This is a genomic window from Rhizobium yanglingense (genome assembly GCF_977109285.1).
This window is the reverse complement of record NZ_CDSAWY010000004.1, coordinates 247,079-260,492: the sequence shown is the minus strand read 5'-3', so window position 1 is coordinate 260,492 and position 13,414 is coordinate 247,079. Positions and strand designations below refer to the sequence as shown.

13 protein-coding genes, 1 tRNA gene and 3 pseudogenes are annotated in these 13,414 nt (G+C 59.5%); 3 read left to right on the top strand and 14 right to left on the bottom strand.

All coding sequences use genetic code 11. The features are described 5' to 3' along the window. Positions 1 to 2: 2 nt before the first annotated feature. The 8 genes and pseudogenes from ACW4PC_RS06175 to lipB all read right to left on the bottom strand — a co-directional run bounded on the left by ACW4PC_RS06175 (position 3) and on the right by lipB (position 7,541). Positions 3 to 185, bottom strand: coding sequence for a hypothetical protein (locus ACW4PC_RS06175; RefSeq protein WP_455873619.1), 183 nt, complete (start codon positions 183 to 185; stop codon positions 3 to 5). Positions 186 to 299: 114 nt separating this feature from the next. Further along, a complete protein-coding gene (locus tag ACW4PC_RS06170; RefSeq protein ID WP_455873177.1) occupies positions 300 to 1,427 on the bottom strand; it encodes an S-(hydroxymethyl)glutathione dehydrogenase/class III alcohol dehydrogenase in 1,128 nt (375 codons plus the stop codon). 130 nt (positions 1,428 to 1,557) lie between these two features. Next, complete coding sequence (locus tag ACW4PC_RS06165; protein ID WP_455873176.1) at positions 1,558 to 2,820, bottom strand: hypothetical protein; 1,263 nt, start codon at positions 2,818 to 2,820, stop codon at positions 1,558 to 1,560. A gap of 114 nt (positions 2,821 to 2,934) precedes the next feature. Further along, positions 2,935 to 4,479 carry an ATP-binding protein gene (locus ACW4PC_RS06160; protein ID WP_455873175.1) on the bottom strand — a complete coding sequence of 515 codons (1,545 nt, stop codon included), beginning with the start codon at positions 4,477 to 4,479 and terminating at the stop codon, positions 2,935 to 2,937. Beyond that, positions 4,479 to 4,946 carry a biotin carboxylase N-terminal domain-containing protein gene (locus tag ACW4PC_RS06155; protein ID WP_455873174.1) on the bottom strand — a complete coding sequence of 156 codons (468 nt, stop codon included), beginning with the start codon at positions 4,944 to 4,946 and terminating at the stop codon, positions 4,479 to 4,481. Before ACW4PC_RS06155 ends, ACW4PC_RS06160 begins: the two co-directional genes overlap by 1 nt. Before the next feature lie 104 nt (positions 4,947 to 5,050). Beyond that, positions 5,051 to 5,743, bottom strand: coding sequence for a hypothetical protein (locus tag ACW4PC_RS06150; RefSeq protein ID WP_455873173.1), 693 nt, complete (start codon positions 5,741 to 5,743; stop codon positions 5,051 to 5,053). An 85-nt stretch (positions 5,744 to 5,828) separates the two neighbouring features. After that, on the bottom strand, positions 5,829 to 6,767 hold the full coding sequence (locus ACW4PC_RS06145) for a DMT family transporter (RefSeq protein ID WP_455873172.1): 939 nt from the start codon (positions 6,765 to 6,767) through the stop codon (positions 5,829 to 5,831). 59 nt (positions 6,768 to 6,826) lie between these two features. Then, positions 6,827 to 7,541 (bottom strand): annotated as a pseudogene (gene lipB, locus ACW4PC_RS06140) (lipoyl(octanoyl) transferase LipB). A 173-nt stretch (positions 7,542 to 7,714) separates the two neighbouring features. Here lipB and ACW4PC_RS06135 point away from each other — a divergent pair. Beyond that, positions 7,715 to 7,799 (top strand) — tRNA-Leu (locus ACW4PC_RS06135). A gap of 123 nt (positions 7,800 to 7,922) precedes the next feature. Here the strand turns inward: ACW4PC_RS06135 and ACW4PC_RS06130 are convergent. The 3 genes from ACW4PC_RS06130 to ACW4PC_RS06120 form a co-directional block, all read right to left on the bottom strand. After that, the gene (locus ACW4PC_RS06130; RefSeq protein ID WP_455873171.1) at positions 7,923 to 8,420 is read right to left on the bottom strand and encodes a BON domain-containing protein; all 498 of its coding nucleotides are present in this window, start codon (positions 8,418 to 8,420) and stop codon (positions 7,923 to 7,925) included. Positions 8,421 to 8,495: 75 nt separating this feature from the next. After that, positions 8,496 to 8,990, bottom strand: coding sequence for a peptide deformylase (locus ACW4PC_RS06125; protein WP_455873170.1), 495 nt, complete (start codon positions 8,988 to 8,990; stop codon positions 8,496 to 8,498). 176 nt (positions 8,991 to 9,166) lie between these two features. Then, entirely contained in the window at positions 9,167 to 9,394 is a 228-nt protein-coding gene (locus ACW4PC_RS06120) for a hypothetical protein (protein WP_455873661.1), read from the bottom strand. Here ACW4PC_RS06120 and mgtE point away from each other — a divergent pair. Together mgtE and ACW4PC_RS06110 are read left to right on the top strand one after the other, a co-directional pair. Continuing rightward, positions 9,287 to 10,643, top strand: a pseudogene (gene mgtE / locus ACW4PC_RS06115) (magnesium transporter). The gene ACW4PC_RS06120 and the pseudogene mgtE sit on opposite strands and share 108 nt — an antisense overlap. A gap of 66 nt (positions 10,644 to 10,709) precedes the next feature. After that, entirely contained in the window at positions 10,710 to 11,102 is a 393-nt protein-coding gene (locus ACW4PC_RS06110) for a MerR family transcriptional regulator (protein WP_022715690.1), read from the top strand. Positions 11,103 to 11,105: 3 nt separating this feature from the next. On the opposite strand, the gene ACW4PC_RS06105 is transcribed toward ACW4PC_RS06110, so the two are convergent. The 3 genes and pseudogenes from ACW4PC_RS06105 to ACW4PC_RS06095 form a co-directional block, all read right to left on the bottom strand. Then, positions 11,106 to 11,579, bottom strand: a complete 474-nt coding sequence (locus ACW4PC_RS06105) for a methyltransferase family protein (protein WP_455873169.1) — start codon at positions 11,577 to 11,579, stop codon at positions 11,106 to 11,108. Between the two features lie 10 nt (positions 11,580 to 11,589). Next, positions 11,590 to 12,555, bottom strand: a complete 966-nt coding sequence (locus tag ACW4PC_RS06100) for a heparan-alpha-glucosaminide N-acetyltransferase (RefSeq protein ID WP_455873618.1) — start codon at positions 12,553 to 12,555, stop codon at positions 11,590 to 11,592. A 10-nt stretch (positions 12,556 to 12,565) separates the two neighbouring features. Then, positions 12,566 to 13,319, bottom strand: a pseudogene (locus ACW4PC_RS06095) (DUF599 domain-containing protein); the annotation flags it as partial. Positions 13,320 to 13,414: the final 95 nt, after the last annotated feature.

Genomic DNA, 13,414 nt, shown 5'->3' with positions numbered 1-13,414 from the left:
TTCTAATCGTCGAAATAGCGATGGTAGTCTCGCGCCGCATTGAGAATGCGGATCAGTTCCACGCCTGCGCCGTCCGGCATCGGATCGTAGACGATGATGTAGTCCCGATACGGGAACATCCTGATGCTTGGATTTTTCGGAAAGCGCTGTACGCTGAGAAGCCGGTTTCGGCAAAGATTTGATATCGCCTTTCCAATTCGAGAATGAATGCATCTGCGCGGCTCAAGCGCTGGAATGCAGCCGTATCTATCAATCGGCCGGCTGCAATGCCAGATCGATTTTACAATACCGACACGAGATCAATACACCACCACGCCGCGGATGCTTTGACCGGAATGCATGAGTTCGAAGCCCTTGTTGATGTCTTCGAGCGGCATCGTATGGGTGATCATCGGATCGATCTCGATCTTGCCTTCCATGTACCAGTCGACGATCTTCGGCACGTCGGTGCGGCCACGCGCGCCGCCAAAGGCGGTGCCCATCCAGCTGCGGCCGGTGACCAGCTGGAACGGGCGGGTGGAGATTTCCTGGCCGGCACCGGCTACCCCGATGACGACCGACTTGCCCCAGCCGCGATGCGAAGCCTCGAGCGCCTGGCGCATCACCTTGGTGTTGCCGGTGCAGTCGAAGGTGTAGTCGGCGCCGCCGATCTGGTCGGCGCCGCGCTTCGTCATGTTGACGAGATAGGGCACGATGTCGTCGCCGACCTCCTTGGGATTGACGAAATGCGTCATGCCAAACTTTTCGCCCCACACCTTGCGGTCATTGTTGATGTCGACACCGATGATCATGTCGGCACCGGCAAGCTTCAGGCCCTGGAGAACGTTGAGGCCGATGCCGCCAAGGCCGAAGACGATCGCCGTTGCGCCGATCTCCACCTTGGCGGTGTTGATGACGGCGCCGATGCCGGTGGTGACGCCGCAGCCGATGTAGCAGATCTTGTCGAAGGGGGCGTCCGCATTGACCTTGGCAACGGCGATCTCGGGCAGCACCGTGTAATTGGCAAAGGTCGAGCAGCCCATGTAGTGATGGATCTTGTCCTTGCCGATCGAAAAGCGGCTCGTGCCGTCCGGCATCAGGCCCTGGCCCTGGGTGGCGCGGATCGCCGTGCAGAGATTGGTCTTGCGCGACAGGCAGGAGTAGCATTCACGGCATTCCGGCGTATAGAGCGGAATGACGTGGTCGCCCTTCTTGACCGAAGTGACGCCCGGGCCGACATCGACGACGATGCCGGCACCCTCATGGCCGAGGATTGCCGGAAACAGGCCCTCCGGATCGGCGCCAGACAGCGTGAAATCGTCGGTGTGGCAGATGCCGGTCGCCTTGACCTCGACCAGAACCTCGCCGGCCCGCGGGCCTTCCAGCTGCACGGTCATGACTTCCAGCGGTTTTCCAGCCTGAACGGCAACAGCGGCGCGAACGTCCATCGTCTGATCTCCTCGTGATTTTCCGACGTAACCTTGGCATGCCGGGCGACGGCGGCTCAAGCGAAAAGGAAAGGCGGCGATAACATTATCGCAAAATCAGCTACTTGCGACAACCAGTTTGCTCAGAGCGTCAAAAGAGCTTTTCCGCCGAAAAAATAACTGCATAGCCATGAATGAGGATCGCAGCATAAAGACCGAAGGTGACCAGCAGGCGCTCGCAGGCCTTCATCTCCTCGAGCTTGTGGCGAGGCTTGAAGGATCCCGCGCCAATCATGCTGAGCAGGATGAAGACGGCGAGCGCCGCAGCCAGGATGCCGCTGGAAACGCCGACCTCCCAGCCGATGGCGAGAATGCAGGCCGTAATGGCAAAGCTCGCTCCGATCAGCGAGCGGGGTGTTCTGAATATCTGCCGCAAGACCTGACCACCGTCGAACCTTTGCATTGGCAGAAGATTGAGCAGGTTGAAAGCGCCGAGGATGAGCAGGAAGATCAATAGTGGGCCGCGGAATTGCTCCGACAGCAGGCCATGTGCAGCAATGTTATCCCCGGCAATCAGGATAGGCACGAAGAAGGCCGAGATGCCAGGTCCCATCAGCGCGCAGGTGGCAACTTCGAAATGGCTCTTGTAGGGTCTGCCGCCAATCGCGATGCCACCGAGGAGCGGCACGAAGATCATGCGCACGGATTCATGTCCGAAAGTCCGGTAGGCGGCGAGATGCCCGAGCTCGTGCAGAGCGATGACGAGGGTAAGAAACGTCGAGATCATCAGCCCGTATGTCGTCAGTCCGAAGAACGGCCAAAGCAAAAGCGTCGAGAGTACAGCCAGGCCGCATTGAAACGTGGGATGTTCGAAATATCCCTGCGGAACCGATGCACCGGTTTCAAGCCAACCTTCGAGCGCACGCAGCTCGCGGCGCAGCATGACATATCGGAAAAGAAGGAAGGCGAGGCCGCGGTAACGATCCGTTTGCGTAATTTCGATCTCGGCGCCGTCGGGCAGGCGGCGGACGATCCTGCTTTCGCTGAAATCCCGCCAGAAGGCCAAATCAAGCGTGCTGTCGTCAGCGACGCGCGAACGAAAGCCGCGTCCGCCGGCGGCCGGCAACGGCTCCAAAGCCAGCAAGCGGCGCAGAGGTGCGCCGTCGCGGTCCAAATGGCTGTAGATCTGCTCGACGATGCCTGTGCGATTCTTGAGCGGCTTGCTGCTGAGGACGGAATGGTGCCAGTCGGCGTCGGTGCCGGCGGGATCGATCGCTCTCCACAGCTCCTCCGGCGGTCTCTGGAATGTCCGCGTCAGGCGAATGGTGCGCACGCCGAGTGGTATGCGCATGAGCAGCCAAAGCAGGCCAAGATTGATGAAAAGCAGCAGGGCGGCAGATTGCAGCGCCGTCATTCGTGTCTCCGAGGCCCCAGCCACAAGACGAAAACGCCGCATACTAGGCTGCAAGACCTTAACAAATGCGAAGTCGCGTCAGCGGCGGCGCAGACGGACCTGTGCCAATCCGGATCAGGCGAATTCCAGGATCACGGCATCGACGGCGAGGCTCTCGCCAGGCTTCGCATTGATCTTGCCGACGACCAGATCGCGTTCGGCCCGCAGCACGTTTTCCATCTTCATAGCTTCCACGACGGCAAGCGTCTCACCGGCCTTTACCTCCTGGCCTTCCGCGACGGCGATCGAAATCACCAGCCCCGGCATCGGGCAAAGCAGCAGCTTCGAGGTATCCGGCGGGAGCTTGACCGGCATCAGGCAATCGAGTTCGGCGTGGCGGGGCGTGAAAACCGTGGCGCGGACCGCAAGGCCCTGCCAGTCGATGCGCATGCCGTTCAGAACCGACCGGATCTGGGCCGTCACCGCCCGTCCGCCGATTGCCCCGTTCCAGACTGGTGCACCGGGTCGCCAATCGGTGACAACACGGAACTTTTCTCCCGCTGCTTCCATCTCCATGTCGAACGGGATGGTCACCAGTCCATCGGCAAGCCTCACCGGCACATAGGCCGTGCCGATCTTCACGACCCATTCCTCGCGAAGATTACCGTCCGAAGCCCGCAATCGGTCGATATGGCGTTCGCGGCGATTGGCTTCGATCAGCGCTATAGACAGCGCTACGGCCGCAAGCAGAGCCTCCTCCCGCTGATCCGGGGCCATCGGAGCAAAGCCGTCCGGATATTCCTCGGCAATGAAACCAGTCGAAAGTCTGCCCTCGCGCCAGCGCGGATGCTTCATCAATGCCGAGAGGAACGGCAGATTATGCGCGATGCCGTCAACCACGAAGCCGTCGAGTGCCTGGCCCATGGCCTCGATCGCTGCCGAACGGTCCGGCGCCCAGGCGCAAAGCTTGGCGATCATCGGATCGTAATACATCGAGATTTCGGCGCCCTCGAAGACACCGGTATCGTTGCGGACGATCGTGCTGCCGTGCAAGCCTTCCGCGGGCGGGCGGTAACGCGTCAGGCGGCCGATCGACGGCAGGAAGTTGCGATAGGGATCTTCGGCGTAGAGGCGGCTCTCGATCGCCCAGCCATTCAGCTTTATGTCCTTCTGGCTGAAGGGAAGCGTTTCGCCCGCCGCAACCCGGATCATCTGCTCCACGAGGTCGATCCCGGTCACCAGCTCCGTCACCGGATGCTCGACCTGCAGCCGCGTGTTCATTTCGAGGAAATAGAAATTGCGGTCGCGGTCGACGATGAATTCTACCGTTCCTGCGCTCTGATAATCGACGGCCTTCGCCAGTGCGACGGACTGCTTGCCCATCGCCTGTCTGGTCTTTTCGTCGAGGAAAGGCGAGGGTGCCTCTTCGACGACCTTCTGGTTCCGCCGCTGGATCGAGCATTCGCGCTCGCCGAGATAGACGGTATTGCCGTGCGCATCCGCCAGCACCTGGATTTCGATATGGCGCGGATCGACAATGTATTTCTCGATGAAGACGCGATCGTCGCCGAAAGAACTCCTTGCCTCCGAGCGGGCACGGTCGAAACCGTCGTGGACTTCCGCCTCGTTCCAGGCGATACGCATGCCCTTACCGCCGCCGCCGGCCGAAGCCTTGATCATTACCGGGATAGCCGATCTCGCCGGCGATCTTCTCGGCATGCGCTGCATCCTCGATGACGCCGAGATAGCCCGGTACCGTTGAAACCTTGGCGGCATTGGCGAACTTCTTCGATTCGATCTTGTCGCCCATCGCCGCTGATGGCCTTCGGTTTAGGCCCGATGAAGACGATGCCCTCCCTTTCGAGGGCCTCGCAGAAGGAGGCCCGTTCGGAAAGGAAGCCGTAGCCGGGGTGAACAGCTTCCGCGCCGGTCTCCTTGCAGACGGCGATGATCTTTTCGGCGACGAGATAGCTCTCGGCTGCCGCCGCCGGGCCTATATGCACTGCCTCATCAGCCATCTCGACGTGAAGGGCATCGCGGTCTGCGTCCGAATAGACCGCGACCGTTGCAATACCCATGCGGCGCGCAGTCTTGATCACGCGGCAAGCGATCTCGCCGCGGTTCGCGATCAGGATTTTCTTGAACATGCAAACTCCACCCGAAAAATGCGTCCAGAAGTTCTACGCAGAAACGCCGGGACGCACAATCGTACGAAATCTGACGTTGGGGAAGGGACCTGTCCTAACGCAAGTCACGCGACAGCTTGTTCGTCGTCCACGATCCGCAGCCAGCGGCTGGAGCGCGGTTCGGTGTAGTCGCGAAGCTGGAGCGCCTGGAGGATTTCAGCCCAGCGGGGATGATTGGCGGAAGGCAGCGTTTCCGCTTCGATCCGGCGCAAGACGCTGTAGGTGAGATGCGAAACTGGAATCACACCGCCCTCGCAGATGTCCCGCAGCACGCGCATCACGAAATCGATGTCCTGGCGGGCGATGCCTTTGCGGTCCACTGCACGCGACAGCTTGTAGCCGCCGACATCGTCGGTAACCGCAAGGCGCAGCTGATCGAGCGCAAAGGCGCGCAGCTCGTCCGGTACATGGGAGGAAATCTCCATGATGTGCAGTATGAGTTCCAGTTCGAGCGCCGAATTGATGACACCGTCGGTCGCGAACATGCGCATGATCCAGGCGACATTGATCTCGTCCAGCGAGCCCTGCGGATAGCTGTAGTTGACAATGAAACCAGCGAGTTCTTCCACGAAGAAGGCGCTCCATTCCGGGCATTTTTCAGGACAGGAATTGTTCAGTGCAAGCATGACAACGACGTCGTCGGCCTTCCGGACGCCGTGCGGAAAGCTGTGCTTGCGCAAGAGGCTGATATCGTCGGCGGCCAGCCGATGCTTTCCCGCGATCACGCATGCCGGAAAAGCGAGTCGGAATTCGCTCATCTTTCATCTCCAGACTTCTTCATGAAGCCAGAAATAATTTTAGCCCAGCGGAATTGAAGAACCCTCAACGACAAGGGTTAATCGACTACGCAGGTGTTTCCGATGATTTTAGCGATCTTGACTGAAGGCGTTCGCGCCAGATGATGAAGAGGCCGGACGCGACGATGATGAAAATGCCGATCCATTTGGAAAAATTGGGAAAATCGTTGAACAGCGCGTATCCGAGCACGGTCGCCGAAATAATCTCGAAATATTGGAACGGGGCAAGCAGCGAAAGCGGCGCAAGGCGGAATGCCCTGACGATCAGCATATGCGCATAGCCGGAGATGGTGCCGAGGACGAGCAGCAGGACGAGGCCCAATACCGACGCGGGAAGCGACATTTCGAAATCGGGCATTGAAAGCGCATTTCCGCCCAGGAGCGCGGCCCCCATGAAGAGCATTCCACCGATTCCGGCCAAGGTCTGCATCGTTAACGGCGAATCGGCTTCACCGATTGCCCGGTTGAGGAAGAGATAGAGCGAGAAAAGGAAGGCACAAAGCACTGGCAGCAGCGCCTTCATGCCGAAGATTTCGTAGCTCGGTTGGATGACGATCATCGCACCTGCGAAGCCGACGACGATCGCCGCCCACCGCCGCCAACCGACCTTGTCGCCGAGGAAGAGCGCCGAAAGAGCCGTCAGCATGAATGGTTCCACGAAATAGATCGCGAAGACATCCGCGAGCGGCATGTATTTGACCGCGACGAAGAAGAGCAGGCTGGCTGCGCCATGCAAGGCGCCCCGCAGCAGGTTCATCCATGGTCGCTTTGCCGAAAGCGCCTTCCAGCGGAAGACGGCAAGCAGGATAGGAAGCGTGCAGGCGACCTGAAAGAAGAAGCGATAGAATGTCACCTGCCCCGGTGACATCGCCTCGAAGGTCGCCATGTATTTGGCGATCGCGTCCATGGCGGGCAGGACGACCATGGCGCCGGCCATGATGACCATGCCTTGAAGCGGATTATGCGGAGATTGTTCTTGGGACATGGTGCAGGCTTTCGGGAACGAAGCCATCAACCACAGGAATGCATGCCGATCAATATGGACTAGCGTTCGCCCACCGTTTTGCCGAAGACCGATTCGAAGGCTTCGCGCAGGCGGATATCCACATCCGCCATCATCACCGGCAGGCCGAGATCGACAAGGCTGGTCACGCCGTAGGCAGAAATCCCGCAGGGTACGATGCCGGTAAAATGGTCGAGGTCGGGATCGACATTGAGCGACAAGCCGTGAAACGTCACCCATCTGCGAAGCCGGATGCCGAGCGCAGCAATCTTGTCCTCGCTCATGCTGCCGTCCGGAAGATGCGGTTTCTCCGGCCGTCTCACCCAGACGCCGACGCGGTCCTCGCGCCGCTCGCCGCGTACGTTCATCGAATTCGAGCGTAAGGATCACCACTTCTTCAAGCGCCACGACGAAGGCGCGGACATCCTGCCGCCGGCGTTTGAGATCAAGCATCACATAGGCAACGCGCTGGCCGGGGCCATGATAAGTGTATTCGCCGCCGCGGCCGGTCGCAAAAACCGGAAAACGGTCCGGCTGCACAAGGTCCTTCGCATTGGCGCTGGTGCCTGCCGTATAGAGGGGCGGATGCTCGACGAGCCAGACAAGCTCGTCGCCCCCCTCGGCGATCACGGCCACCTCGCGCTCCATCGTCTCGACGGCTTCGCTATAAGGAATGAGACCATCGGAGATGCGCCAACGCACGGGCTTTGAGCCTTCAAGCGGAAACATCGAGAATTGTAGATCGGTGCGCAGCATAGACTTCCCTCGCCGCACGGCGATCACGGCGGCAGATCGCCTATATGGCCCCGTTTGACGGGCAATTCAAATGCTGTGATTTGTTTTGCAAAAAACTGCCATATCGCCCTTGTGCACCCCAAATGCTTTTGCTACATGCTGCCCCGCCGGCGCAAATCGGCACCTACCACGATGCGGTCGTGGCGGAATTGGTAGACGCGCAGCGTTGAGGTCGCTGTGGGGCAACCCGTGGAAGTTCGAGTCTTCTCGACCGCACCATTCTCTTCCAGAGAAATTTTTAGAACGTCCCATCTCGCGGGCGACATGAAAAATGGCCGGTTTCCGGCCGCTTTTCGTTTGCGGCATGCGCGACGGTTCGATCGGCCTTGATTTTCAGCGACTTCAATCCTCGTCCGATAGATGCGAATCAACACCGATCGTTTCCAGCCGGTTGCGGATATGGTGGACGCCATCAACTGAAAGGGCACCGAGTTCGACCTTCCGGGCCATTCCGATGGTCTCGACCGCGCCTTCCAGCGTTACGGTATGGCCGTCGGCATGAACATCGATGCTGTCGAGGTTCAGATCCGGGATGTTTTCCAGGTTCTCCGTCACGCGCGCTTCGAGGTCATCGCTTTCATCGCGATGGATCGTATCGGCCCTGAGCGAATCCTTGAGCCGGTTTTCGTTTCCGTCTTCGTCCGTGCCGTCAACGCGAAAGCCGCTGTTAGGATCGCGGTCGAAGTTTGCGGGCGTTTCGCCGTAGGCTCGATTTTGCGGTTCAGGCGATCGCGCGCCTGCTTCGTCGGAGTAGGGCCAGCCGTCGTCAAGATTGCGTTCTTCGTAATCGCGATAATCGTCTTCGCGCGAAAAGGTGGTCTTGTCGTTCTTCTTTGGCATCGTCATTCTCCCTCAGGCGTTACCTTGGTCAAAGAACGCTCGTGGTCCGGAATGGTTCGCCAAAGTTTCGTGAAATCACAGCCTCGCTTTTTCCCATTTCCGGATCAGGCGGTCGCGCTTCAGCTTCGACAGGCGCTGAAGCCAGAAAATTCCGTCAAGCTGGTCGACTTCGTGCTGCATGCAAATTGCCAGGAAGCCATCGGCATGCTCTTCATGCTGGACACCGTTGATGTCCTGGTAGCGGAAACGGACTGCGCGGGGTCTCGTCACCTCGTCGGTCATGCCCGGCATCGACACGCTTCCTTCGGTCTGGCGCATGAGTTCATCCGAAACCGAAATGATATCGGGGTTGATAAAGATCCGAACTCCATCGGCCTTGTTGAGCTCGATCACGACCACCCGCAGGAAGACGCCGACATGGGCGGCCGTGATGCCGATGCCGGGTGCGACGCGCATCGTCTCCAGCATATCGTCAGCAAGCCGACGCAGTGCCGAATCGAAGACCGTCACCGGTTCGCAGACTGTCTTCAGGCCGGGATGCGGATAGCGAAGAATGGGGCGAATGGCCATCGGCGGCGGTCCTTGTTTACTGGCGCGCGAAAACTATCGGCAAGACGGCGCGTTGTCATCTGCGCTATGCGCTTTGGCGCTGGACGGCACCGAGCATTTCGGTTAGCAGAGGCTGGAATTCGGGCGGGCCGAGAGGGCAGGCGGAGTTCGTTTATCCGCTTGTTGACAATGCTTTTTCAGCCGCCATTCTCGAATACGGCGCGACAGTCGTTAATCTTGGAACGCGAGGACGGCAGATGACGGAAACCGGAGAAGACGACCGCATCCGCAGACGTCCGGACGACGAAGGAGCCGACATCTACGACGAGGACGGCAATGTCCGCAGCGACTTTCTGGCGCTTGTCGGCGCTGCCATCGCCGACCGCGATACGATTTTTCTCCGGCAGAACGTCGCGCGTCTTCACGAGTTCCGAAATAGGCGACCTGCTGGAATCGATCCAACCGGATCAGCGCCTGGCACTTGTCCGCCTCCTCGGCGACGATTTCGACATGACGGCGCTGACGGAGGTCGATGAAACGATCCGTCGCGAAATTGTCGATCAGATACCGAACGAGCAGATTGCCGCTGCAATCGGCGACCTCGATTCGGACGACGCTGTCTACATTCTCGAGGACCTGGACAAGGAAGACCGGGAAGAAATTCTGGCGCAGCTGCCGTTCACCGAGCGGGTGCGCCTGCGTAGGGCACTGGATTACCCGGAAAGCTCTGCCGGCCGCCGCATGCAGACGGAATTTGTGGCGGTGCCGCCCTTCTGGACTGTCGGTCAGACGATCGACTATATGCGCGAAGAGGAGGACCTGCCTTATTCCTTCACGCAGATCTTCGTTATCGACCCGACCTTCAAGCTGCTCGGTGCCGTCGATCTCGACCAGATTCTCCGCACCAAGCGGCAGACAAAAATCGAAGCGATCATGCGCGAGACGACCCATCCGGTTCCAGCCGAGATGGACCAGGAAGAGGCGGCGCAGCTCTTCGAGCAATACGACCTTCTCTCAGCCGCCGTCGTGGACGAGAACGACCGTCTTGTCGGTGTTCTTACCATCGACGATGTAGTCGACGTCATTCACGAGGAAGCGGATGAGGACATCAAACGCCTCGGCGGCGTCGGTGACGAAGAGCTGTCCGACAATGTCATATCGACTGTCCGCTCGCGCTTCCTCTGGCTGATGATCAATCTCGGCACGGCGATGCTTTCGGCCAGTGTCATCGGCCTCTTCGACGCATCGATCGAGAAGATGATCGCGCTTGCCGTACTGATGCCAATCGTGGCCTCCATGGGAGGCAATGCCGGCACGCAGACAATGACCGTCACCGTGCGCGCGCTCGCGACCCGCGACCTCGACATATACAATGCCGGCCGCATCATCCGCAGGGAGGCGGGCGTCGGGATCTTGAACGGCATCGTCTTTGCCAGCATCATGGGCACGATTGCCGGCACGTGGTTCCACGACTACCAGCTTGGTATGGTCATCGGCGCCGCCATGATCATCAACCTGGTGGCTGCGGCGCTGGCCGGCATTCTTTTGCCGCTTCTTCTGGATAAGGTCGGCGCGGACCCGGCTATTGCGTCGTCCGTTTTCGTAACCACCGTCACTGACTGCACGGGCTTCTTCGCTTTCCTCGGTATCGCCACCTGGTGGTTCGGCATCTGAGCCGGAATTGCCTAAATTGACTATTACGTAAAAGTCAATATTATGGGCTACGAGAGTGGGAAGCCAATGCCAGTGAACAAGTACTATAGCATAACGGAGCTGACGCGCGAATTCGGGGTGTCGACGCGCACGCTTCGCTTCTACGAAGACGAGGGCCTGATCCATCCGGAACGCCGCGGGCGCACGCGCCTCTTTCGTCCGGCCGACCGGCGCCTGATCCAGGAAATCCTGCGCGGCCGCCGCATCGGCTTCACGATCGCGGAGATTCGCGAGATCATTCAGGTCTATAAGGACCCGCCTGGGGAACTCGGCCAGCTCAAGCTTTTGATGAAACGTGTTGACGAAAAGCGGGAAGACCTGCGCAAGAAGCGCAAGGACATCGACGACACGCTGACTGAGCTCGACAATATCGAAGAGGCCTGTCTCGGCCGGCTCGCCGAAATCGGCGTGGGCACCTGAGCGTCAGATCCAGCGTCTGGTTCTTCTGCAATAGCTTTCGAAATCGCAGCCGAAGCGGGCCTGCAGGTGTCTTTCCTCGCGCCGGATCGCGACAAAGGTGGTGACGATCGCCGCGAAGACCGCTGCGACGTAGAACCAGCTGTTTGCCGTCATGAGGCCGAAGGCGACCGTTGCAAGCGTGTAGCCGAGATAGATCGGATTGCGCGTGTAGCGAAAGGGTCCGCGGGTGACGAGATGGGCTGTTGCGCGATGCGGCATGATCGTCGTCCCGCTCTCCAGCAGGGTCTTGATCGCCCATATGTCGAGCGAGACGGCTGCGACGGTGAGCGCTGCGCCTATGATCCAGCCAAAGGCGGTATGCATCCGGGGTACCGGAAGCCCTGCGATTTCGCCGAGCAGGAAAGCGGAGACAAAAGCGAGGCCGTATAAAACCGGCGGCCATGGAAACTTCAGCGGCTTAGAACGATAGGCATTCATCGAACTACCTTCATTGCGCTTCGGTGCTGCACTCCAATGCGATACGCTGTACCCTTTCATCCTTATCCGCCTGGATTGCGCCAGACTGGAGTGGCGTGAACAGGTTCTCACCCTGCAATCTTTCGAGCGTGCACTGGCAGAAGCTGCGGCAAAGCGCTTCGCCTTCCTGGACGACGCAGGAGGTCTGGCATTGCTGCAAGTAGGTCTGCACGGGATCCGGCTTTGCGGGCGGGACGGTGATCGAAAGCGCATAGGCGATCGCGATCAGGATCGGCTGGTGGATCAGGTAGATGGCGAGGCTGTGGCGGCCAGCTTTTGCGAGCAGAGTGGTGCCGGTGCCAAACTTTGCGAGCCATTCCGCCCAGCCCTGTTTCAGCGCTATGCTCGAAACGCCCATGCCGATGAGAAAAGGCCCGATCCAGGGTAGAACCGGCACATAATCGTTCGATCGCGGAACCGTTTGGGATAGGCCCACCCACCAAAGCCATGGCGTATCGAAGAATGAAGAGCGCAGATAGAGCGGAGCGATGACGGCCGCAATGCCGGCGGCAATCGTTATAATCCCGGGCATGCGCAGGAAGAGCAGGCCAATGACGCTTGCCGCTGCGATACTGTGCAGAATACCGAAGAATATCGCGCCCTGCGGCATCGCAATTGCCGTCGCGGCCGTGATAAGAGCCGCGGCTGAAACGATCATGTCAAGCCGCCGGAGATAGGCCTGGCGCCTGATGCTTGGTGTGCCGGCAAGCATCAAGCTGACACCGGCGAGGAAGAGGAATGTCGAGGCGATCGCCCGGGCATAGATCTTCAGCCACCCAGCCTCTGCTGTGCCGCGCGCCAGATAGCCCATGAACTCCATATCCCAGGTGAAGTGGTAGGTCGCCATGGCAATCAGCGCCGCGCCCCGCGCCGTATCGAGCAGGCCGATGCGCGGCGGCCGGGAGGACGCACCGTTTTCGTTCGCCGAAATAGCCATCATAATCCCCCGGCAAATCACTTCCGCCATCTGGCGGCATATCGCGGCGAATAGCAGAAAGGTGGAGAATTGATGGCGGGTGGGCATCGATGATCGCCAGCCGCGCCTCCGAGAAAAACTGCCTGCGCGTGAGCACCACGACGATGATCGCCGTCGTCGCCATGAAAACGTAAGCGTTCACGAACCATCCGAGATAGCCGATCGACAGGAAGATCGCGCGAAGGCCTTCATTGAAATGTCCGCCGGCAATCACATTCATGCGGATGACCCGTTCGGCGGCGCGCTCGGCGGCGATGATATCGGTCTCGCTGTCGCGCACCATTGGGATCGAGCCGAAGAGGATGCTGCAGTAGTTGAAGAGCCTATAAGACCAGCCAAACTTGAAGAAGGCGTATGCAAAGAGCGCCGTCAGCCCGCCGACCTTGAGTTCGAAGCTCGCGGTGCCGCTGCTGAATACATTAGGCAGATCGGCGAAGATGGCATTTACCTTGTCCGTCGCACCGAGCAGTGCAAAGCAGCTGCCGATCGCGAACATTGAGGTCGATGCAAAGAAGGCCGTGCCTGTTCTGGAGCCCGGCCATGATCTGCGTGTCGATCATCTTCAGGTCGCGGCGCAGCGAATTGTAGATCCATTCGCGCCGCCGTTCGGTCATGGCATGGGTGAGGCTCGTGCGGCCGAAGAATGTCCTGCCGCGCAGCAGCCAGGAATAGCTGAGCCACAGAATGGCGAAGAAAGCCAGTGCGATATAATCCGCAACCGTCAGCATCAATGTTACAATCCCGCATTCGACGCCGCCACTCTACAGATGCAATTGCATGCTGCAATGATTGGCAAGACGCGCCCTTCGTTTTAGTGTCG

Coding starts and splice junctions, on each gene's coding strand:
- ACW4PC_RS06145 (WP_455873172.1), bottom strand. CDS start 6,767: ATGTCCCAAGAACAATCTCCGCATAATCCGCTTCAAGGCATGGTCATC.
- ACW4PC_RS06125 (WP_455873170.1), bottom strand. CDS start 8,990: ATGGCCATTCGCCCCATTCTTCGCTATCCGCATCCCGGCCTGAAGACA.
- ACW4PC_RS06155 (WP_455873174.1), bottom strand. CDS start 4,946: ATGTTCAAGAAAATCCTGATCGCGAACCGCGGCGAGATCGCTTGCCGC.
- ACW4PC_RS06100 (WP_455873618.1), bottom strand. CDS start 12,555: ATGGCTATTTCGGCGAACGAAAACGGTGCGTCCTCCCGGCCGCCGCGC.
- ACW4PC_RS06170 (WP_455873177.1), bottom strand. CDS start 1,427: ATGGACGTTCGCGCCGCTGTTGCCGTTCAGGCTGGAAAACCGCTGGAA.
- ACW4PC_RS06110 (WP_022715690.1), top strand. CDS start 10,710: ATGCCAGTGAACAAGTACTATAGCATAACGGAGCTGACGCGCGAATTC.
- ACW4PC_RS06105 (WP_455873169.1), bottom strand. CDS start 11,579: ATGAATGCCTATCGTTCTAAGCCGCTGAAGTTTCCATGGCCGCCGGTT.
- ACW4PC_RS06150 (WP_455873173.1), bottom strand. CDS start 5,743: ATGAGCGAATTCCGACTCGCTTTTCCGGCATGCGTGATCGCGGGAAAG.
- ACW4PC_RS06130 (WP_455873171.1), bottom strand. CDS start 8,420: ATGCCAAAGAAGAACGACAAGACCACCTTTTCGCGCGAAGACGATTAT.
- ACW4PC_RS06165 (WP_455873176.1), bottom strand. CDS start 2,820: ATGACGGCGCTGCAATCTGCCGCCCTGCTGCTTTTCATCAATCTTGGC.
- ACW4PC_RS06160 (WP_455873175.1), bottom strand. CDS start 4,479: ATGATCAAGGCTTCGGCCGGCGGCGGCGGTAAGGGCATGCGTATCGCC.